This is a genomic window from Micromonospora sp. RTP1Z1, assembly GCF_033804685.1.
Taxonomy (GTDB): domain Bacteria; phylum Actinomycetota; class Actinomycetes; order Mycobacteriales; family Micromonosporaceae; genus Micromonospora.
Genome location: NZ_JAPFQV010000090.1, coordinates 1 through 21,413 on the forward strand (window position 1 = coordinate 1; position 21,413 = coordinate 21,413).

The following is a 21,413-nucleotide window of genomic DNA, read 5'->3' on the forward strand; positions in this document are numbered from 1 at the left end:
ACCATGCCCGTGGTTTCTCTGCAGTGATCGGCTTGCCTAGACAACAGGCATGATCACCGAGAGCCACGGGCACCCTCACGCCGGGGTCCACTCAGGACAGCGCAGCCCCCGCCAACTTCGAAGACCCGCCAATGGCCAGGATGATGAACAGGCCATGCCGTTCGGTCAGGTGCATCGGGCTGTGCAGCCGCCAGTCGCCGCGTCTGGCGGTGAGATAGATGCCAAGCCAGTCCACCAAGAGGGCAACGGTGAACAGCAGCGTCTGTGTCCAGCCACCCAGCAGCGCCCCGGACACCAGCAGAGCCGCACCCGCCGTCATCGGCAGCCAGGTGATCACGATCTGGTGCCGCAGCCCGGCGTCACCAGTGGCAGCCACGGCGTAGACCGTAAGGTGCACGCAGCGGACCAGCAGGTAGGCGCACACCAGCACAAGGGGGCCGTCTAGGCCCCCGGGTCCGTCGCGCCACGCCTCGGGAATAGTCAAGGCGACCACAAACATCCCCGCCATCGCGACGACCATCCCCGCCCGCACGAAACCCTCGTCGGCTCGCGAATGGTTTCCCAACCATGTGTAGCCCGACCAGGTCCCCCACAGCAGCGCCAGCATCAGCAGCCCCTGCAGCACGCCGTAAGCGCTATGCTCATCCGCCATGTAGCCGGTGACCTGCGTGACCGCGAAGACATAGACCAGGTCGAAGAACAGCTCGAAGGGAGTCGCCCGATGGTCCTCGCTGGTGGGGCGAACGCCCTGCCGCACCCTGACGCGTCGCTGGGCCTGATGCTGCTCAACCACGGCCAACCCCCTCCTCCACGGTCCGCTTGGAGCATAGGGCCCGGGTGGCGAAGCGGACGACGTCCAGAGGCGTCCCGTCTGCGTCGGCCCGTACTTCGGGCAAGCGTGCCATCACAACGGGCGAACCGCACCTGACACGATCAACCCACGCCGGCCCCGGCGGCTGTCTGCTCGATTCGTTCCGGGTCGGAAGCGCCTCGCCGTTGACACGCCGGAGGCGGGTTCTTGATCGGTGGCCCGACGACGCCGCTCGCGTCCTCAGGAACCTGCACCGGCCGGCCCGACGGTACCGGGTCCTGGCCGAGTAGGGATCTCCGCGAGTCGGCGTCGGCGGCAATGACAGGACGGTCAGGCGCGCTGCGCCGATATAGGTGGCCTCCGAGGCGGCAGCCGCCGTCGGGGCGCCGGTTCCGCTGGGGTGGGCACCCGAGGGCGGCAAGAAGGTTGACCTGATGTTCGTTCAACACATGGTCGCCGTCCTCACGGGCAACAGCATCGCCGCCACCGTGTGCTCTCCCTGTACCGTGCCAAAACTGTGTTTCACGCTTGTGAGCTGGGGATTTGCGAGTGGATCACGCGGCCCGGCGGTATTCGTTGATTGCGCCGCCGAGAACCCGTCGCCGGTGGATCGGCTTGTCGATCGCGATGACCGCGCCGGGGTCGTAGTCGGGTGGATGCTGATCCAGGCTCTGGTGCGGCCGGTGCCGATCGAAGTGGTCCTCATAGTCGTGGAGCACCGTGCGGGCGTGCTGTTCATGGTAGATCAATACCCGGTCGGTGCACTCGGCCCGGACGCTGCGCACGAAGCGTTCCGCGAACGCGTTCGCCCGAGGCGTGCCTGGAGGAGCCTTCACCACCTCGATGCCTTCGGTTTCGAACACGGCGTCGAAGGACGCGGTGAACTTGGCGTCGCGGTCGCGGACCAGGAACCGGAACCGTGTCATATGCTCGCCGAGGTCCATCACGAGATTGCGGGCTTGCTGGGTGGTCCAGGCAGCGGTCGGGTGGGCGGTGACGCCGAGGATGTGCACCCGCCGGGTCGTGATCTCCATGACGAACAAGACGTACAGCCGTCGCAGCGTGATGGTGTCGATGTGGAAGAAATCGGTCGCCAGCAGCCCGGACGCCTGAGCCCGCAGGAACGTTCGCCAACTGGTGTCGATCTCACGCGAGGCGGGGCCGACCCTCGATCGGGCGAGGATGCGGCGGATGGTGCCGGCGCCGATGCGATGGCCGAGCCCGACGAGTTCGCCTTGGATGCGCCGGTGTCCCCAGCCGGGGTTCTCCCAGGCCAGACGTAGGACCAGGTCACGGACGTCGTCGCTGATCGGCGGTCGTCCGGGCAGGTTCGGGTAGGTCCAGTGTCGGCGGACCAGTCGGCGGTGCCAGGCCAACAGTGTGCCCGGAGTGACGATCCGATGCTTCCACAGCTCGCGCGGCAGCGCCCGGACCAGCGCGGACAACAACGCCCGCTCCGGCCACGACAGGCGCGGTCGACCGACCTGACGACGCAGCACCGCCACCTCGTGACGCAGCACCAACAACTCCGCGGCCATGACGGACTCGCCGCGCGTGGCCTGCGGCAACCAACCGAACACCCGCACCGCGCTCAGGTACAACAGCCGAACCAACACACACGCCATCCTGCGCCCTGGCCACGAAACAGCAGCTCACACCATGTGCGATGAGTATTGGCACGGTACAGGCCAGTACAACCACGGCGACGCCTACTACCGCTGCCGCTTCCCCCAGGAATACGCCCTCGCCAACCAGGTCCCACACCCCCGCAATGTGTACCTACGCGAGGACGCTCTCACCGACCCGCTCGACACCTGGTTGGCTTCCGCCTTCGCGCCCCACCGGATCGAACAGACGATCACCGCGATGGCCGACGCCCAGCCCCTGGATCATCCGCCCGCAACCGCCACAGCAGCCCAGACGATCATCACCGAGTGCGGCGCCAAGTTGGAGCGCTACCGCGCTGCCCTCGACGCTGGTGCCGACCCGGCGGTGGTCACCGGCTGGATCGCGCGGACCCAGGCCGAACGCGCCCGTGCCGAAGCAGATCTCCAAGCGAATGCGGGCACCACCCCGCGCCGAATGAGCCGAGCAGAAATCACGACCCTGGTGACCGCCCTCGGCGACATCGCCGCCGTGCTCCGCGACGCCGATCCTGCCGACAAGGCTGAGGTCTACCGGCAACTCGGCCTCCGGCTGAATTACCACCCTGAAGCGCAAACGGTGCGCGCTGCAGTCGATCTCAGCGCGCACCGTGGGGTAATGGTTTGTGTCCGAGGGGCGACACGAACCGTTGCCCCACCGCCGATCACGATCGGCAAGACCTTGAGGCTCACACAACTTTAGGTGCTTGGTGACCTCTTCGGGCCCGCCGAAGTAGTCACCGAGCAGGAGGCCCTGGTCAATGCGTTGCCGGCGAGATTGGCGTCGGTTACCTGACTGGGTTGAGGCCGCGGCGGAGCGCATCGGCTGTTTCGGCGGCCTGGCGCCGAGATACGGCCGCGCCCGTGATGGTGGCCGATCGGTGGAAGGTGCCGGGGAACAGGTGCAGCTCAACCGACACGCCGGCATTCAGCAGGCTGGATGCGTAGGCCAAGCCCTCGTCACGCAGCGGGTCATTCTCGTAAACCGATACGTACGCCGGGGGGAGGCCGGAGAGATCGTCGGCGCGGGCCGGTGCTGCGTAGGGAGGAACGACTCCGTCACGGCCCCCCAGGTAGTGCCGCCAGCTCAGCACCGCATCGCCATGGTTCCACAGCGGGGTGTCGCCGAACGTACGCATCGAGGTTGTGTCCAGCCGGTCGTCAACCTCGGGGGCGTCGAGCAGCTGAAAGCACAGAGGTGGTCCGCCGCGGTCGCGGGTGAGCAGCGTCAGTGCTGCGGCGAGGCCGCCGCCGGCGCTCATGCCGTACACGCCGATCCGTGCGGCATCGACGCCGAGTCCATCGTTTTCGGAGGCGATCCAGCGCAACACGGCCTCGCAGTCATGCAGGGCAGCCGGGTACGGATGCTCGGGGGCCAGCCGGTAGCCGACCCCCACGACGACTGCGTGCACTTGGGTGCACAAGTCCATGGCCTGTGCGGTGGCCGTCTCCAGGTCGCCCATAACGAAGCCGCCGCCGTGCAGCAGGAGCAGAGCGGGAAGTGGGCCAGTGACGTTGGACGGCGTGCAGACCCTGACTGGCACGCAGTTGCCATCCATGACAGGCACCTCGTGGTCGGCAACGATGACCTCGCCCCGTGGGGGCCGTTGCGCGCCCGCAGCGAGCTCCCGCATCCGGGCGCGGGCCCCGGCGAGGTCGTGGATGTGCAGGTCCGGCAGCGTGGGCAAGGCTGCTGCCAGCTCGGGATCCAGGTACACGCTGCGACCCCCTTGCCAACTGGTGACAGTGTCCTCCCGGGCAACCCGGCCCTGCCACTGCCGTTGACGTTCCTGGCGCAGAGACGGACCAGACATCGGTCCTCGCGCAGATCGGACTGCTCACGCTGAACCAGCTTCCAGCCCTGAGCCGTGGTCAAGCTTCCGTTCTCACCGACGACACCAGCAGGCTGAACCACCTGAACCGGTCACCAGCGCACTGAACGCCCGTCAGTCGCCGTAGACCTCTGATCCTGCTTCTCTGCTGGCAATGTACCAAGTAGGCCACGCGCCACGAGCTGTATCCCGGTACGCCCTGCACATTTGGCCGCTTCCCACCGGAGCGTTAACTCACATTTGTCGCGCTGTACGTGAGTTGTGGAGCCTTGTCCTCGCCGCGTCCCAGCGGGGGCCGTGAGCCGTCCAGGTCTACTTGGCGGATTCGGCGACTGACTGGCTCCCGCCCGGCGGCGTCGCGTCGCCGTCGCCGAGTGCGAAGCGAAGCTCGGGCGTCAACGGCGAGTTCGTAGTGGCCGCGTCGAAGGTTCTGCATGAAGGCGTGCCCGACGATGATCACTTGTGCTGTCTTGTCCGTTCGTAGCCCGCGCATCGGTCTCAACCGGTGTTTCAGCTGGCTGTGATCGGCCTCGATCGGGTTGTTCGCGTCAGCTCATCGAGCACGCCGGGGTAGACCGGCGCGGCGTCGGTGACGACCTCGCTGGGTGTCACCTTCAACGTCGACAGCGCCCGTCGGAAGAACCGCCGGGCCGCGCCAGCGTCCCGGCGGTCCGAGACGAGCACGTCGATGACCTGCCCGTACTGGTCGACTGCCCGGTAGACGTAGCGCCAGATTCCGTTGACCTTGACGTAGGTCTCATCGACGTGCCACCTGTCGCCTGGTGAGTGGCGGCTGAATCGGGCGGCGTCGGCCAGCAGCGGCGTGAACCGCTGCACCCAGCGGTAGACGGTGACGTGGTCGACCTGGACGCCGCGTTCGACCAGCAGTTCCTCAACGTCCCGGTAGGACAGGTTGTACCGCAGGTACCAGCGCACCCCGACCACGATCACCTCCGGCGGGAACCGGAACCCGGCGAACGCCGACTTCGGAGGCAGCCACGGGTCAAGCTGGCTCGATGACGTCACTGCTCAAGTCTGCCTCGATCATGCCAACGCTCAATGCAACAGAGCCCTTCAACGGTACTCTATATCGCCTGGTAGGAGAGTATCCGCAGGTCAGGGCCGTAACGAGCTAGGGGCTGCTCGGTCCTTGCTCTGGGTGCAGATTGGGAGCACCTCAGCGAAGTGGTCACCGCGTCCTAAGTGCTCAACTTCTCCGGCGTGCGCCGAGGCGCTGACCAGCAACTATGTGGTCCGGGCAGCCGCGAGCGTATCCTTCCGCAAGGTGGGCAGTGCCCAGCGCCACCCGGTCCGTCCGCCCCGTCGGCTCGGGCACCAACGGGCCGCGGCCTGGGATGGCCGACCGGAGGCTTCCGACGGCCAGCGCGAGAAGTCGAACCCGCGCGGGCGGCGGCAGTCCGGTCCCCGGGTAAGGCGGTCACCTGGCAGGCGCCCGCCGCCCGTGTGGTGATCGGCAGGCGGGTAGTTCGTCCTTAGCGATGACCGTCAGGCCGCAGGCCGAGCCCGAGCCCGGGAGGTCAGATGGCTGGCAGGTCGATGTCGTGCCAGCCGGCGACGCCGCTCACACGTACGATCGGGGCAGGAGGTAGTGACATGGCCAGCGGCAGTGGTGCACCGCCTGGGTCGCGGTATGTGGACCAGCGGCATTTCGTGGTCGCCGCCTCCCTGTCCGACCTGCGCGGTCCGGTTCGCGGTGTGGTGACGCTCGACCGGTGGCTGGACTGGTCCGGCGACAGCACCTATGACCTGGACGACGCCGGTGATCTGCAGCTGATGTACCAGACGGTGCTGAACCAGGCTAATTCGGTTGACGACTTGCGTCGGTGGTTGCACGGCCCGACGCTGCGCCGCTTGTGGCCCGCCTTGTGGCTCCCGGCCCGGCTGCGGGCGTTGTGGCAGGCACGCTTTCCCGAGCTGACCACGCCGCCGCAGACGCTGGCCGGGTAAGAGTGGATCAGGTTCACCTCCGCCTGGCGGAGATCGGACTACGGGTCGCTGCCCGCTACGGATTCGCGTTGGCCGGCGGCTACGCCGTGCAGGCCCACGGCATCCTCGACCGCCCGAGCGAGGACATCGACCTGTTCACGGCGTGGGAGCGACGCGGCGAGTTCGCCGCAGCAGTGGACGCGGTGATCGACGGCTACCGCACCGGCGGGTATTCCGTCGAGGTGACGCAGCAGTTCGACACCTTCGCCCGACTCGCGGTCACCGATCCCGCTCGACCTGAGCACCCGTACAAGGTCGAACTGGCGGCCAACTGGCGCGCGTTGTCGCCGGTGATGATGGACGTCGGGCCGGTGCTGCACGCCGACGACGTCGTCGCGGGCAAGATGTCCGCCCTGTACACGCGCGCCGAGCCCCGAGACTTCCTGGACATCGACGCGGCCCTCATGACCGGTCGCTACACCCGGACGCGGCTGTGCGAGCTGGCCGAACAATCCGACGCGGGGTTCGACCGGCGCGTCCTGGCGGACCTGTTCGGCATGCTGGAGCGCTACCCGGACCGCCGTTTCGCCGCCTACGGTGCCGACCCCGCTCACATCAGCGAGATGCGCAAACGCTTCGCACAGTGGCGCGAAGAACTCACCGGCAACCTGCCCTAGTGTCGCGTGTCGTAAGTGATTTTGTGGTTTGGGCGCGGGATACTGTGGCATGTCTGTTGCTGCGCCGTTGGTGCTTCGCCCTGGGGATCGGGCTCGTCTACGTTCGTTGACGCGGTCGTCGCAGGGCCGCGGCGGGTCTGGTGCAGCGGGCGCGGATCGTGTTGCTCGCCGCCGAGGGAATGCCGAACGCGCGGATCGGCCGGCAGGTCGGCGTGTCGACACCGACGGTCCTGGCCTGGCGCAACCGCTACGTCGCGGGTGGGATCGACGCCCTGGCTGATCTGGAGCGATCCGGCCGCCCGCAGGTGGTGGACGAGGTCGCCATCGTGGTGCACACCGTGTCCGACGACGGCGGCCCGCCGGCGCAGCTGGGGGTGACGCACTGGTCGGCCCGGCTGCTGGCCGACCAGCTACGCCGAGAGGGGCGGCCGGTCAGCTTCGCGACCGTGTCGCGTGTCTGGCGTAAGTGGGGGCTGCAACCGCACCGGTCCGAGACGTTCAAGTTCTCCACCGACCCGCAGTTGGAAACCAAGATCCGGGACGTCGTCGGCTTGTACCTGGATCCGCCGGCCGGCGCGGTGGTGGTGTCGGTGGATGAGAAGTCGCAGGTACAGGCCCTCGAGCGGACCGCCCCGATCCTGCCGCTTCGCCCGGGACTGCCGCAACGTCACACCCACGACTACGTCCGCAACGGCACGACCACCCTGTTCGCCGCCCTCGAGGTGGCCACCGGACGTATCAGCGCCGACGCCTGCTTCGACCGGCACTCCAACGTGGAGTTCCTGAGCTTCCTCAAGCAGGTCGCACGAGCCCACCCGAGGGTGAAGCTGCACGTCGTCGTGGACAACTACGCCACCCACAACCACCCCAACGTCAAGGCCTGGCTGGCCCGCAACCCGCGCATCACCATGCACTTCACCCCGACCAGCTGTTCCTGGATGAACATGGTGGAGATCTTCTTCGGGATCATCACCCGCCAGGCCATCCGCCGCGGCACCTTCACCAGCGTCCCCGACCTGACCGCCGCGATCCGCACCTTCATCGACGCCTACAACCAACGCTGCAAACCCTTCGCCTGGACCAAGACCGCCGACCAGATCCTCACCAAAGCCGACCGCGAAAAAACTTCAGACACGGAACACTAGGTCGTCGCGGGCGTTCTGGTGTGATGTATCGGTGAGGGCGGGGGACGAGAACGGGCTGACCGTACTGGTGGACCGGTTGCGGCGGGATCGCCGTCGTGACCCGTACGCGGGCCGGCATGCCTACTCGCAGGCGGCGCGTGAGGTCGCGGACCGCTGCGCCCGGCTGATCGACACGGGTGACGCGGCGGTCGCGGTGCCGGTGCTGCACAAGGCGGTCGATCGGATGACGACCGCCTTGATGTACATGGACAGCTCCTCCGGGGTCCTTGGCAACGACCTCGCTTATCTGATGGAGCTCTACGCCCGGGCGTGCCGGGCCACACCGCCACGACCCGCTGGCCTGGCCGCGTGGCTGGTCCGGCTCGTCTGCGACGGCCCCGGCTGGCCGGACGTGATCCTGCGCGAGTGGGCGCCGGCTCTCGGGGCGAAAGGCCTGGCCGAGGTCACGCGCTTGGTCGAGCAGCGTGCCGCCATGGCGGATCCCGACGACTGGCACCAGCAGTGGACGGTACGGCACCTACGCGAGCAGCTCGCCGAGGTCTCCGGCGACGTGGACCGCTACGTGGCCGTGCTGGCGGAGCACCTGGTCAGCGCCGACCAGTACGAGCGCGTCGTACGGGTGCTGGTCGAGGCGGGACGGCCCGCCGACGCGATCGACTGGGCCCGACGCGGACTCGCCGAACACCCCACCAGCCACCAATCCGCGCGGCTGCGTGACCTGCTGGTGGGGCTCCTGATCGAGACCGGCGAACCGCGGGCCGCGGTGGCCGAGCGTCGGGCTGCGTTCGACAAGCAGCCGACCATCGACAACCTCCGGTCACTGCTGGCGACGGAGGCCGAGACCGACCGCGACGAAACCCACACTGAGTGGGCGCTGACGGTGGTACGCGAACGCGCCGCCCAACAGCCCGGCTACCTGCCCCACCTGATCGACGCGCTGCACCACACCGGCCGTGACGACGAGGCCTGGCACACCGGACTCGCGCACCTGGACGAGCTGCCCGCCCGGCAACGCGTCGAACTCCTGCACCGCCGGCAACAAGGCCATCCGGCCGACGTGCGCGAACCCTACCGGGCACTTGTCAACGCCCACCTGCTGGACTCGCATGACAAGCGCCGCTACGACACAGCCATCACGCTGCTCCGCCATCTGCGTGACGCGTACGCGGCCACCGGCGAAACCGACCAGTTCGCCAGGTACCTGGACGAGTTGCGTGGACAGCACCGGCGCCGGCCGGCGTTCCTGGCCAAGCTCGACGCCGCCGGCCTCCACCCTGGCCGGTAGAGTGCTCGCCCGTGGCAGTCCGCTTCGACATCGACGCGTTCCGGGAATCCATCCCCACGGCGGTGGCCGAGGCCGCGGCACGGCTGCTGAGTGACGGCAGCGTCGGCGAAATCGAACCGGCCGGCGGCGGCGTCCAAGCCGTCGTCCGCGGCCACGACGGCGTCTTCCAACCCTGGATCGGCATCGTCGACGGCCTCTTCACCACCGACTGCGACTGCGGAACCGTCGGCGACGACTTCTGCGCCCACGCCGTCGCCACCGCACTCACCGCATTCCATGCCGGCTCCGCCTTCTCGGGCGCCGCGACCCCACCTGGCGCCACCCCGGCTGAGCCCGAACACGCCCACTATCTCGAAGCCGTGCGGCGGCTCTCCCCTCGACAACTGGCAAACCTCGTCGTGGAACACGCTCTGGGGAACCGCCTCTTCGCCACCCAGCTACTCGGCGAAGCCGGCCTCCTCGACCCCACCGACCGCACCGGCCTGCACGACGCCCGCGCCGCCATCCGCGACGCCTCCAATGCCACCACCGGTAGCAGGTGGCAGATATCCGACGTCGAAGCCGCCGGCCAACAGCTGGCCGCCGAAATTGAGATTCTCTGCGCACGACCGCCACCACCGCCATGCTCGATCTCGTCGAAGAAGCCATCCTCGTCTGGGACGACCTCTCCGGACACCTCCGCGACGCCTATCACATCACCCGCACCGAACCCGAGGAGATCACCGAACCGCTCGTCGACGCCCACCATGACCTGTGCGAACGCCTCAACCTCGACGCGGAGGAGATCGGCCGTCGATTGACGCGACTCATCGAACTCTGCCACCACGACACCATCGACATCGACATCGACACCTATACCGACCTCCTCGGCGAACATGCCAGGACGGTCACCCGCCCCAGCCACTGGTAGCGGCGCCCGCTCTCGCACCCGGCGCGCCACAGCTGCAGCCCGAGCGCAGCTGTCGACGCCACCGATGATCTTCTCGATCGATCGGAGGTACGCCGCTGGGACCTGATGCAACAGCGGGTGAACACCCGCGACGTGGCGCATCCGCCGCTGGTCGGCAAACACGATTTCGTCGCCGCCACATGTTGCCAAACGGTGTGGCTCCCGGCTGCGGGCGTTGTGGCAGGCACGCTCTTCCGAGTGGGGCGGCGGTCCGTCACGCACTGCGGCCGGCGGGTGTTCGTCCCGTTCTCCTGCTTCCGGCCGTTATTCGGCTACTCGTGCCATGGGGTTCGGTCGTCCCTTGTCGTCGAGGATTCCGGGGAACTGAAGCTCACCTGAGGCGTACGCGAGGCAGCGCTCGGTCAGCTCCGCCGCCATGCCGGTGTGTTCGGCGAGGAAGCGGATCCACTCCGGTAGCACCGCGACGAGCGCGGCGGCGAAGTCATCGTTGTAGAAATCCCGCAGGTGCAGCACGGTCGCCGCTACCTTGTGCGGCGAGCAGAACGGATACAGCGCGGCTTGATCGTGCGGGGACCAGGATTCGGCCATCTCCGCGGCGAGTTCGTCAGCGCCGGCCAGGCCCTCGTCCGGCCGATCGCCTGCCGTGCCGTCGTGGTAGCCGAGCTGCCGCAGCCGCTGAGCGAACTGTGCCTCCGCCTCGGTAGCCGTGAGCCGTACGGAAGTTCGGCCGCGCGCCCGGCGGACCGCCTCCCGGACGGTCCTGCTCAGCCGCCGACTGCGCAGGAACTCGGCGTACTGCTCCTCGTTCTCCCCGCCGATCCGCAATCTTTCGACCTCGCCGCTCAGCAGGTTGCCGAGCGTTTCCGCGTCGTCCACCGGTATCAGGGCCGCACCGGCCGCCGCCTGCCCAATCGATTCACGCCAAGCGGCCCATGCGGACTCGGCCGAGGGGTAGAAGCCGCTGTGTACGGCGACCACCTCGTAACCGCACGTATCCACGTCCCACAGGTACCACCGATCCGGGCCGTCCGGCGACGTGAACGGTGCGACCACCGCCCGACGACTGCCGTAGACGTCGCGCGCCCACAACACCGGGCCCGTCACGGTACGCCCGCGCGCGACCTGTTTCGCCGCGCCGGCACTCACGTGCTCGGCGACCAGATCGCGGGTGGACTCGCTCAGCGGGACCGGCAACACACCGGCAACAACCGTCAGCAGCCGTTGGAGAACAGCGACGTCCGCGCCAGCCTCGGCTGCTTCGTGCAGCCGCTCGTCGATCACTGCCAGCAGGGCGTGGGTGAAGTCTTCCGGGTTGACCATGTCCTCCAGGGCGCCGCCCTCGAACTGCGTCATCGCCGCGCCGTAGCGGGCACAGAACTCGTCCTCGAGCTCGTCGTCGGACCGGCCCGGGGCGACCGTGACCAGGGCGTCGATCACCGCCCGGGCTGCGTCCCCGGCCAGCGCGGTGCGATGCTCGGCGAGCTTCCGGCGATGGTCGAAAAGATCACCGAAGGCATCAGCCAAGGGCGCTCCTCTCGACGTCGGGGCCATCGGCTGACGCGGGGACCGGCGGCCGGACCCGGACTTCTTCTTCCGCTTACGAGACACGGGCACCGCCGCATCGTACTCACGACGAGGCGAACCACCGAACTGACGACATGCCATGCGCAGCCAACCCGCCACCCCGAGCGCAGCCACCGCGCCAAATGACGCCGTGACGCAGAGCGGCCACCGCCTGAGCGCCAAGAAGTTCGCCTACTCCACCGAGATGGTCGGAGCGATGGCCGTCGGCATGGCGGTCCTGCACCCGGTGTGGCTGTTCGTCCTCGACGCCGCCGGGCTGATGCACAACCCGCACACCGGCGTGCCGATCACGGCGACGAACCTTGACTGCGCCGCTACGGCCGGCTCACCTCGACAAGGTGCAGAAGAGCCGGCTCACGGCAAATTAAGCCGTACTTCGGCAGGCGCACCGGCGCGATCGGAAACCGGAATGGCCACGGCGGTGAGGACGAACCGGCGGTCGACCAGGAACCGCCCGGGGAACGCCGTCACCTGGGTTCCCCCGATCATCGGGCCGGCCACCAGCAGCCGGGCGGTGACCGTCCCGGCCGCGTCTCCCACGATGTCCACCTTGGCGAAGTCCAGCCACCGGCCGGTGAGCGGGAGCCGCGAACTTGCCTGGACGGCGACCGCACAGTTGCAGTCCAGGTGACCAGCCGGGCCCGCCCACCTCGGTTGAGCCAACAGATGTTGCGGAGTGGCCGAGTCCCGCGACCCCTCACATCGCTAGCCATCCATATCAAGTCGGATGGTTGCAACGCCGTGCGTGGGGAGGGTCCTGATGCAGTACGCGCCGGAACTCGACGGCCCCGACCTGCTCGGCTCGTGCGTACGCGATCGCCTCGGTCGCGTCGGACTCGAGTCCGGTGAGGGTGAGGGCCTGGGAGCCCGGCTGCGCGCCGAGGCTGAGGTTGACCACCTTGGCGCCGTGGTCGGCCGCGTAGCGGATGCCCGCGGCGATGTCGGCGAAGCTGCCACTGCCCGCCTCCAGCACCTTGATCGGCATGATCTTCGCGTCGGGGGCGACTCCCGCGACGCCGACGCCGTTGCCGGTGGCCGCGGCCGCGATGCCCGCTACGTGGGGGCCGTGCTCGTCGTCGGCGTCGGGCTGGCCGTTGGGGCCCCGCCAGTCGCCGTTGTCGCAGGAGGTAGGGCCGCAGCCGACGAAGGTCGCGCCGGGCACGAGCTTGGACTTCAGGTCCGGGTGGCTGAGGTCGACACCGGTGTCCACGACCGCGATCACCACACCGGTTCCCGTGGTGGTAGCCCAGGCCTGTTCGGCGTGGATCTGCCGCAGGCCCCACTGCTTGTCGTACAACGGATCGTTGACAGCCGCCTGGGCGGGCGTGGCGGCGACGGCCAAGAGGGCGGTGGCAACCGCGGTGGCGGCGAGTAACCGGGCGATCGACATGAGACCTCTCCTCAGGATGCGACAGCGCTTCATCTGGGGATCGGGTGGTGCTGCGCGCGAGACGTAACAGCGGCGGCAGGATGTCCTCGCGGGCAAGGGCATCCTGCGGTGGCCGGCAGGATGCGACCGGATGCGGGTGAAGGAGGTGACGTCGTCAGTGGCGTTCCGGGCAGCGCCCGGAAGCCGGCGCGGACGGAGCGGCTCGTCGTCGGCAAGCACCACCCGGACCATCGCCGGACAATCCTCGCACCCTCCCTGACCGGCTTCGCCAGGTCTACAGCCCGATGCCACCTGCTGTTCACCTGGGCTGGAAACGGTCGCTGGAGTTTGTCCCCCTCGAAGGTGATCAGGAGGTGATCCGACTCATGGTGCGACCAAACCTGGCCGGTGCCGTCGCCGCGCTGACCGCAGCCGTCGGCGGTGCGCTGGCGCTGCCCGCCGACGGCGCGCAGGCCGCCCGACCCCCGTCGGTGGGCCACGTGTTCGTCATCAACCTGGAGAACAAGGGCTACGAAGAGACGTTCGGACCGTCATCACCGGCGCCGTACCTGAGCCGGGAGTTGCGCGCCCAGGGGCAGCTGTTGTCTCAGTACTACGGCACCGCGCACAACAGCTTGCCGAACTACATTGCGCAGGTCAGCGGCCAGGGGCCGAGCAAGCAGACGCAGGGCGACTGCCAGGTTTACTCGGACTTCGTCGCCGGCGGCACGGTGGCCCCGCAGCAGGCCGTCGGCGACGGCTGCGTTTACCCGTCGTCGGTGCGGACCGTCGCGGACCAGTTGCAGGCCAAGGGCCGCACGTGGCGCGGCTACATGGAGGACATGGGCACGCCGTGCCGCCACCCGCAGCTGAACGCCGCGGATGACACGCAGAAGGCGCGGGTCGGTGACCAGTACGCGGCCCGGCACAATCCGTTCGTGTACTTCCACTCGATCATCGACTCGCCGTCCTGCATGGCGGACGACGTGGACCTGAAGCAGCTGACCACGGATCTGCAGACGGACTCGACCACGCCGAACATGTCGTACATCACCCCGAACCTCTGCAACGACGCCCACGACAGCCCGTGCGTCGACGGCCGGACGGGCGGCCTGGCGGCGGCCGACGAATGGCTGAAGGTGTGGGTGCAGCGGATCACGGCGTCGCCGGCATACAAGAAGGACGGGATGCTCGTCATCACGTTCGACGAGGCCGACACCGGCACGCCGGACGGCGCAGCCGCGTGCTGCGGTGAGGGTCCCGGGCCGAACACCGCGCTGCCCGGCATCTACGGCATGGGCGGCGGCCGGACCGGCGCGCTCGTGCTGTCGCCGTTCGTCGCGCCAGGCTCATCGAACGACACCGCGTACAACCACTACTCTCTGCTGCGGACCGTCGAGGACAGCTTCGGGCTGTCCCCGCTCGGCTACGCCCAGCAGGCCCGCGGCTTCGGCCTCGACGTCTTCGGGACCGCCTGATGGCGCCCAGCAACGGCGTGAGCCGCCGTCAACTGCTGGTCGGGGCCGGAGCGGCGGGAGCCGCCGCGTTGACGGGGACGGCTGCCCACGCCGCCGCAGCCGCGACGGCCCTGCCCGATCCGGCGGCGTCCGGCATTGACCACATCATCGTGCTGATGATGGAGAACCGGTCGTTCGACCACTACCTCGGTTGGCTGCCCGGGGCGGACGGCCGGCAGGCCGGGCTGACGTACGTCGACCGGGCCGGGGTCAAGCACCGGACGTATCACCTGACCGGCTTCCAGGGCTGCGACCACCCGGACCCGGACCACTCGTACGAGGGCGGCCGGGTGCAGCTCAACGGTGGGCGCTGCGACGGGTGGCTGCGATCGGGTGACAACGACGAGTTCGCTATCGGCTACTACACGCAGAGCGACCTGAGCTTCTACGGGTATGCCGCGCCGTACTGGACGAGCTTTGACCGGTACTTCTCGGCGACGATGGCCGAGACGTACCCGAACCGCTTCTATCAGCACAGCGCGCAGACCGACCGGATCCACAACTCGACGGCGACCGCCACCATGCCGACGATCTGGGACCGGCTCGGCGGCGCCGGGGTGTCGCACGCGTACTACTACTACGACGTGCCGTTCCTGGCCCTGTACGGCACGAAGTACCTGCCGATCACCCGGACCTACCCGCAGTTCCTCGCCGACGCCAACGCCGGCACCCTGCCAGCGGTGTCTTTCCTGGACCCCAAGTTCCTCGACGAGGGGACCGGATCGTCGGCGGACGACCACCCGCACGCCGACATCCGCGCCGGGCAGCATTTCATCAACCAGGTCTACGAGGCGGTCACCGCGGGGCCTGCGTGGGGCCGTACCGCCCTGGTGGTCAACTACGACGAGTGGGGCGGTTTCTTCGACCACGTCGCGCCGGGCATCGCGCCCGACGCCCGTCCGGATCTCGGCACCGGGCTACGCGGCTTCCGCACCCCGTGCCTGCTGATCTCCCCCCGATCGCGCCGCGGGTACGTCTCGCACACTGTGTACGACCACACATCGGTGTTGAAGATGATCGAGTGGCGGTGGGGGCTGCCCCCGCTGACCCCGCGGGACGCGGCAGCCAACAACCTGGCCGAGGCGCTCGACTTCACGTCGGCGCCGAACCTCACCGCGCCCCGATGGAACGTGCCGCCGGTGGTCAGCCTGCCCTGCCCGGCCGGCCAGTACGTCGACTACGAGGACTGGAACAAGCTCGCGAACCTGGCCCGGACACAGGGCTGGCGGGTCGGCGGCTGAACCTGTTCGCCTACCGTTGAGGCCCCAGCTCAAATGTCTGGCTTCGTCAGCAACTACCCACAGCCGCAGGTCCTCGTCGTCGTGTCGCCCGTCCTCGTTGTGCGTGAGTACGGGCGGCACGACGACAACGACGATGTCTCAGCGCGCAGTGGGGTGTGCCTCTCTGCCGCTACCGGTCCTGTGACTTCGGCACTGTCACGAGGGCAGCGCACGTTGTGCTGTTGCCAGCGAGGTCCATGGCCTGGTAGCTGAGTGTGTAGGTGCGGCCGCTGCCGGAGCCTGACCGTTCCGCGCGCAGCTGACCGGTCGTGTCGGACGTCCCGGTCGCCCATCCTTGGATGTCACCGGCGGTGTCGCCGTCGCCGAGTCCGTTGTCGGGCTCGTTGCTGCTGGCCGACTTCAGTGTGAAGCCGGCGGGCCCGGAGCCGGAGTCGCTGACGGTGACGGTGACGGTGACGTCGCGCGGTGTGTGGTTCGGCGGCCACAGCGCCGCGGGGTCGGCGCTGCATTGCACGGACGGTGCGACCGTGTCGATCCGCACGACCAGCGACTGCGGCTGCGAGGTGTTGCCGGCCGCATCCGTGGCGGTGTAGGTCAGGGTCGTGACGCCCTGGGCGGCGACCCTCACCTGGGCGCGGTCGCCCGGGTAGGTGGTGCTGCCGGTGGCCGCGCCCGTGCTTGTCACCGTGATGTCAGCGACCCCGCTGGCGTCGTCGCCAGGATCGGTCGCGGCGATCACGACCGTTACCGGGGCGTTGTACCAGCCGGCGGTGTTGGCCGACCGGTCGGGCGTCGCGGTGACCATCGGCGGGTCGGTGTCGCGGGCGTCGAGGTCGGGGCAGTCGAGCCGCAGGTCGAGGTCTGTCACGGGCGGCGGCACTGTCAGGACGGCGGTCTCGACGTAGGCGGCTCCGTCAGGCCCGGTGCACCCGTCGCGCTGTGCGCGGACCTTGTAGTAGCCGACGATCACGTCCCAGCCGAAGTGGCCCTGCGCGTCGGTCATGTCGGGGTTCTGCCGGTTGGACGGCGACATCACCGCGGAGCCCGCGGTCACCTGCTCGAAGCTGCCGGTCGAGGTGTCCGACCGGTACAGGGTGACGACGGCGTCGGGTACGGGATTGCCGGCGAGGGTGAGGACGTTGCCGGACGGGTCGATGTAGATGTCGAACTGGACGTCCTGGTCAGGGGTTCCGGTCGGGCAATCGATGTGGATCTTGACTTGCGCGTCGCCGTGTTCCGGCCACAGGGGTGGGATCTGGGCCGTGTAGTGGCCGTCGGGGCCCTCGGTCATGGCGCCGGAGGCGATGGCAGTCCCGTTCTGCACGACCTGGTAGCTCGCCTGACCGCCGACGCATCCGGTGGTGTCGAGGTCCAGCGGGTTCTGCCAGTAGACCGTGGGAATGCCCTGGCCGTTCGTCGTCGACGGCGAAATGGTCGTGCCCGCGGGCGGCGGTGTCGGTCCGTCCAACACGATGTCCTGCGTGGTGGTCTCACCCGCCGAAACGGTGACCGGGCCCGCGGTGCCGCGGTTGAGGGTCGAGCCGGCCGGCGGCGTCGCGGTGACCAGGTAGGACCCGGCCGGCACGCCGGTCGCCTGGTACCGGCCGTTCGAGCCGGTCAGGGTGAGCGCCGCGCACAGGCCGCCGGCGACCGGACAGACCTGGACCGGGGCGCCGGCCAGCGGGTTGGCGGGTGAAGCGTTGTCGGTGACGGTTCCGGTGACGGTGCCGCCCGTGGGCGCCGCACCGTTGCGGACCTCGAAGATGTCGCGTCCCAACTGCAGGGTGCCGCGGCTGGTGCGGGTCAGGCCGGTGGAGGCGTTGTTGTCGAGCAGCGACCCGGGCACCAGGGTTCCCGGAAACTCGAAGAATTGGCTGGGGTTGCCGGTGCCGGCCGAGTAGCCGGCGCCTGCGGAGTTGCCGCCGAACCCGTTGGAGCCGCCGCTGGCCGATCCGGTTTCCCACCGGGTGGTGTCGTAGTTCATGACGATGTCGAAGTCACCGGCGGCGATGTCGCTGCGGTCGACCAGCAGGAGCTGGAAGCTGTTGAGTTTGTCTGTCTGGGACGAGTAGTAGCCGACGTTGATCCAGTTCACGCAGAACGCGGGTCGGCCCGCGAACGTGGCCGGGCGGTCGTTGGTCGAGTAGGTCACCAGCCCGGATCCGGATCCTCTCGTGTCCACGTCCGCGAAGAACGGGGCGATGATCGGCGGGGTGCTGCTGGTGATCCGGAACGGGGTGAACGTCGACATCGGGTTGTTGAATGTGACGTTGCCGTTGTTGTTGACGTAGAGATAGCCGTACTGGTGGCCGAAGAAGTTGGCGGTGAAGGGCAGTTGAACTGGGCCGGCTGAACCGTCGTCGTTGGCGGGCAGGGTGGCGGCACGGCAGGCGTCGTCGGACACGACGGCGTTCGGCGACGTGGTCTGTTGGGCGAGTACGGTCAGGTTCGCCGTCGCCGAGCCGCCGCCCGCGGTGGCCGTGACGGTCGCTGGCGTGTCCGCGGTGACGGTGGAGGTGGCAACCGTCAGTTGCCCGCTCGTCTGGCCGGCCGGGACCAGCAGGGTCGCCGGCACGGTCACGGGTCCCGTGCGGGACAGCGTCACTGTCGCGCCTGTCGACGGTGCGGCGCTGGAGAGGTTCACCGTCGCGGTCGTGGTGGCGCCCCCCGACACGCTTGGCGACGCGAGCGACAGTGACGCGACCCGTGGGGTGGCGGTGGCCGGGGTGACCGTGAGCGTTGCCGTTCTGCTCACGCCGGCCGCGGTGGCCGTGATGGTCACCGTTTTGGTCGCGGTGACGGACTTTGTGGTGACGGTGAAGGTTCGGGTCGTGGCCTCGGAGGCGACGGTCACGCTGGCCTGCACTGTCGCGGCGGAGGTGTCGCTGCTGGTCAGGGTGACGGGGAAGCCGCTTGTCGCCGCCGGCGCGGTCAGGGTGATCGTGCCGTTGGCGTTTTGGGTGCCGCCGACTGCGGTGGTGCGGTCAAGGGTGACCGACGACAGCGCGGGCGCGGCGGTGCAGGCGGTGCCTGCGGTGTTGGCGACGATGTTGGTGGGCGTCACCGTGCCGTTGCTGGCGGTCGTCTTCACCTGGTGCTGGGTGGAAGTGGTGTTGAACGCGATGTCGGCCGGCAGGGGGCTGAAGGTCTTTTCCGTTCCGAGGTAGCCGATGGAGGCGGTGCGGGACAGCCGGACTGACGCCGTGGTGGCGTTCGGCTGGGTGACCAGGCCGAAGGCGTCGCCGCAGGGGCTGAACCGCCAGAACGCTGCCGTGTTCACGGTGGTCGAGACGACGTTCGCCCGCGTGGCGAGGTTGCGCACGTTGAGCTCAACGGTGCCGTTGGTGGTGCGGTACGCCCACACGAAACTGCGGTCGTCAGCCCCGGAGCTGAATCCGGTGCCGACCGACCCGTACTGGTCGCCCGGGCTGCCGGGGACGTTTGAGAAGATCACCGTCGTGTCGAGAGCGAGGGCCCCGGTGACGGAGTCGATGACGTCTATCTGGGCGTTGCCCGGGCCGTTCAGGACGTTGAGGAAGAACCATCGCCCGTGCGGGCTGAAGGCTGCGGCGAACCCCGCGGTGACGCTCGACTGGTAGACCTGGCGATCCGCGTTGAGGTCGTAGAGGGTGACGGTGTCCAACGTCGACGAACCGGGGAAGCCACTGCGCATCATGAAGCGGTCACCGTCAGGGCTGAATCCCCACGCGACCCTCGACAGAGGCAAAGTGAAGCTCTCCACGGTCGCGCCCGTCGCCGCGGTCTTGACGGTCAGGGTCACCTGCGTCGCCGACTGCGACGTCTGGAGGGTGAACCGTCCTCCGTTGGGCGACGTCGCCTGAGCCGCGGGAGCCGCCGTCTTCGGGGCCTGCCACGGGCCCGTGTTGGTACAGCCGCACTCCGCGGCCGCAACAGGCGGCGCCGTCGGCAGTAGAACCAGCCCGGACAACATCAGCAACAGTGCAGCGAACCGCCTGAGCCCGTTCATGATTTCATCCTTCCCGCCGCCGAATAACACTCCGGGTCAAATACGGTCTCCTGCTTGCGCGTCGCTGACCGGACGTCCGCTTCGCCCACCAAATGGGTCAACCGCGATGGGGAGACAGCACAACGGCCGGCCGAGAACGCCACGTGTTGATGAAAACGAAGCCGTGCTGCAACGGCAGAAGCACCCAGGGGTCTGGCGTCATCGTCCCGCGCCTCCGATTGCGGTGGGCGCCAGTACAACAGTCCCCCCTGCATCTCCGTCATGCTTCAGTCGGTTACCCGACGGGCCTGCTGAATTGGCCACGGGCATATCGGCCCGGCCACCGCAATGGTGATGACGCCAACCCACCCTGGGTCTGAGGACCTTTCGGCGGTCAATGGCGATCGTTTAGATCACGAAAGGGTCCGTTTTTGCGAGCCGACCGCACGATTCGTTACCGATGCGGGATCGTGGTGGGTGTTTACGGGCGCCGGTGCGTCGGGCGGTGGCTTGCCGGTGGCGCTCGCCCTGGACGCGGCCGACGTAGCGCCAGCCGCCGCCGTCGGGGATATTGCCGTACTTCTTGACGTCGACGTGCAGCATCGCGCCGGGCCGGTCGTGTTCGTAACGGCGGATCGACTCGCCGGTGGCGCGGTCGATGTGTGACAGCCGGTTGATCCGGCAGCGGGTCAGCCCGTGTGCACGGCCGAGGCCGGCATCGCCAGCTGGCCGGCGATCTTCACCGGCCCGAGGCGCTGTTTGCGGGTTCAGGTACGCGGGGCGACACGATGCGCAACCCCACCGCCTCCGTCGGGAGAATTTCCGCGGGACCGGTCGCGGCGCGGGGCGGCTGATCGGGTCCGCCGGGAGCGGAGGAATGGGCGATCGGCGAGAGGGCAACAGCCAGCCCGACGACCATGGCGAGACTCAGCGTCGTGACGATCGCGGTCAGTGGGGCCTGATCCGAGGTGACCATGACCGGCGGTGAGGGCCGCGCATGCTGGTGCGCGGCGATCACCTGGTCAAGCTGAGCCACGACGGCTGCGCGCTCGCCGATGGCGTCGGCGAAGGCCAGGGTCACGTGGAACCGGAATCCGTCGGCGGCGGCCGGCGGCAGGAGCAGTCCCGAGATGCTGTTCTCGTCGACCGTGTGCATCAGGGTGAACGGTGCCCGCCGATCGTGTGCCACCCCGCTCAGCCGCGCGTAGGTCCACTCGCGTACCCCATCGTGGCCGAGGAAGACGACGGCGCGGTCGGTCACGACCACCATTCCCGGGTCGACCACGTGGAGCCCGTCTGCGAGCACCGGGCTGAGCGTCGTGTCGGGCGTGGCCAGGACCGCCCGTTCGGGCCGGGGCAGGCCGGCGATGTGGCGCCCCTCCGCCTCGATGAGCTCGGCAGCGGGCAGCACGGTGTAGACGACCTCACCGGGGAAGAACTCCAGGGAGAGACCGACGGCTGCATCCGCCGACCCCCTGAACTCAG

15 protein-coding genes and 3 pseudogenes are annotated in these 21,413 nt (G+C 68.7%); 8 read left to right on the forward strand and 10 right to left on the reverse strand.

Annotation, left to right across the window (positions count from 1 at the left end; all coding sequences use genetic code 11):
* Positions 1–91: 91 nt before the first annotated feature.
* Positions 92–793 carry a low temperature requirement protein A gene (locus SLP03_RS29260; protein WP_319463878.1) on the reverse strand — a complete coding sequence of 234 codons (702 nt, stop codon included), beginning with the start codon at positions 791–793 and terminating at the stop codon, positions 92–94.
* Between the two features lie 572 nt (positions 794–1,365).
* Positions 1,366–2,412, reverse strand: a complete 1,047-nt coding sequence (locus SLP03_RS29265) for an integrase core domain-containing protein (RefSeq protein ID WP_319463879.1) — start codon at positions 2,410–2,412, stop codon at positions 1,366–1,368.
* 58 nt (positions 2,413–2,470) lie between these two features.
* On the opposite strand from SLP03_RS29265, the gene SLP03_RS29270 reads away from it, so the two are divergent.
* Positions 2,471–3,157, forward strand: coding sequence for a hypothetical protein (locus SLP03_RS29270; RefSeq protein ID WP_319463880.1), 687 nt, complete (start codon positions 2,471–2,473; stop codon positions 3,155–3,157).
* An 85-nt stretch (positions 3,158–3,242) separates the two neighbouring features.
* Here the strand turns inward: SLP03_RS29270 and SLP03_RS29275 are convergent, their stop codons facing one another.
* Both SLP03_RS29275 and SLP03_RS29280 read right to left on the reverse strand, forming a co-directional pair.
* Positions 3,243–4,172, reverse strand: coding sequence for an alpha/beta hydrolase (locus SLP03_RS29275; RefSeq protein WP_319463881.1), 930 nt, complete (start codon positions 4,170–4,172; stop codon positions 3,243–3,245).
* Between the two features lie 490 nt (positions 4,173–4,662).
* Positions 4,663–5,282: pseudogene (locus tag SLP03_RS29280) on the reverse strand (IS6 family transposase); the annotation flags it as partial.
* A gap of 618 nt (positions 5,283–5,900) precedes the next feature.
* Between SLP03_RS29280 and SLP03_RS29285 the strand changes: the two are divergent.
* The 5 genes and pseudogenes from SLP03_RS29285 to SLP03_RS29305 all read left to right on the forward strand — a co-directional run bounded on the left by SLP03_RS29285 (position 5,901) and on the right by SLP03_RS29305 (position 10,140).
* Positions 5,901–6,254: a hypothetical protein gene (locus SLP03_RS29285; protein ID WP_319463882.1), complete on the forward strand. Its 354-nt coding sequence runs from the start codon at positions 5,901–5,903 to the stop codon at positions 6,252–6,254.
* A gap of 2 nt (positions 6,255–6,256) precedes the next feature.
* Positions 6,257–6,910, forward strand: coding sequence for a nucleotidyl transferase AbiEii/AbiGii toxin family protein (locus SLP03_RS29290; protein WP_319463892.1), 654 nt, complete (start codon positions 6,257–6,259; stop codon positions 6,908–6,910).
* Between the two features lie 49 nt (positions 6,911–6,959).
* Positions 6,960–8,055, forward strand: a pseudogene (locus tag SLP03_RS29295) (IS630 family transposase).
* A 31-nt stretch (positions 8,056–8,086) separates the two neighbouring features.
* Positions 8,087–9,340: a DUF6880 family protein gene (locus SLP03_RS29300; protein WP_319463883.1), complete on the forward strand. Its 1,254-nt coding sequence runs from the start codon at positions 8,087–8,089 to the stop codon at positions 9,338–9,340.
* Between the two features lie 11 nt (positions 9,341–9,351).
* Entirely contained in the window at positions 9,352–10,140 is a 789-nt protein-coding gene (locus tag SLP03_RS29305; protein WP_319463884.1) for a hypothetical protein, read from the forward strand.
* Between the two features lie 413 nt (positions 10,141–10,553).
* On the opposite strand, the gene SLP03_RS29310 is transcribed toward SLP03_RS29305, so the two are convergent.
* The 3 genes from SLP03_RS29310 to SLP03_RS29320 form a co-directional block, all read right to left on the reverse strand.
* Positions 10,554–11,801, reverse strand: a complete 1,248-nt coding sequence (locus SLP03_RS29310; RefSeq protein WP_319463885.1) for a hypothetical protein — start codon at positions 11,799–11,801, stop codon at positions 10,554–10,556.
* 387 nt (positions 11,802–12,188) lie between these two features.
* Positions 12,189–12,374 (reverse strand): hypothetical protein, encoded by a 186-nt coding sequence (locus SLP03_RS29315; protein ID WP_319463886.1) that lies wholly within the window; start codon positions 12,372–12,374, stop codon positions 12,189–12,191.
* 178 nt (positions 12,375–12,552) lie between these two features.
* Positions 12,553–13,455, reverse strand: coding sequence for a S8 family serine peptidase (locus tag SLP03_RS29320; protein WP_319463887.1), 903 nt, complete (start codon positions 13,453–13,455; stop codon positions 12,553–12,555).
* 134 nt (positions 13,456–13,589) lie between these two features.
* Between SLP03_RS29320 and SLP03_RS29325 the strand changes: the two genes are divergently transcribed.
* Together SLP03_RS29325 and SLP03_RS29330 are read left to right on the forward strand one after the other, a co-directional pair.
* On the forward strand, positions 13,590–14,681 hold the full coding sequence (locus SLP03_RS29325) for an alkaline phosphatase family protein (protein WP_319463888.1): 1,092 nt from the start codon (positions 13,590–13,592) through the stop codon (positions 14,679–14,681).
* A complete protein-coding gene (locus SLP03_RS29330; RefSeq protein WP_319463889.1) occupies positions 14,681–15,961 on the forward strand; it encodes an alkaline phosphatase family protein in 1,281 nt (426 codons plus the stop codon). The genes SLP03_RS29325 and SLP03_RS29330 overlap by 1 nt, the downstream gene beginning before the upstream one ends.
* 169 nt (positions 15,962–16,130) lie before the next feature.
* Here the strand turns inward: SLP03_RS29330 and SLP03_RS29335 are convergent, their stop codons facing one another.
* The 3 genes and pseudogenes from SLP03_RS29335 to SLP03_RS29345 form a co-directional block, all read right to left on the reverse strand.
* Positions 16,131–19,637: a nidogen-like domain-containing protein gene (locus SLP03_RS29335; protein ID WP_319463890.1), complete on the reverse strand. Its 3,507-nt coding sequence runs from the start codon at positions 19,635–19,637 to the stop codon at positions 16,131–16,133.
* A 732-nt stretch (positions 19,638–20,369) separates the two neighbouring features.
* Positions 20,370–20,683: pseudogene (locus tag SLP03_RS29340) on the reverse strand (IS481 family transposase); the annotation flags it as partial.
* Entirely contained in the window at positions 20,668–21,339 is a 672-nt protein-coding gene (locus tag SLP03_RS29345; protein WP_319463891.1) for a hypothetical protein, read from the reverse strand. The pseudogene SLP03_RS29340 and the gene SLP03_RS29345, both read right to left, overlap by 16 nt.
* Between the last annotated feature and the right edge of the window lie 74 nt (positions 21,340–21,413).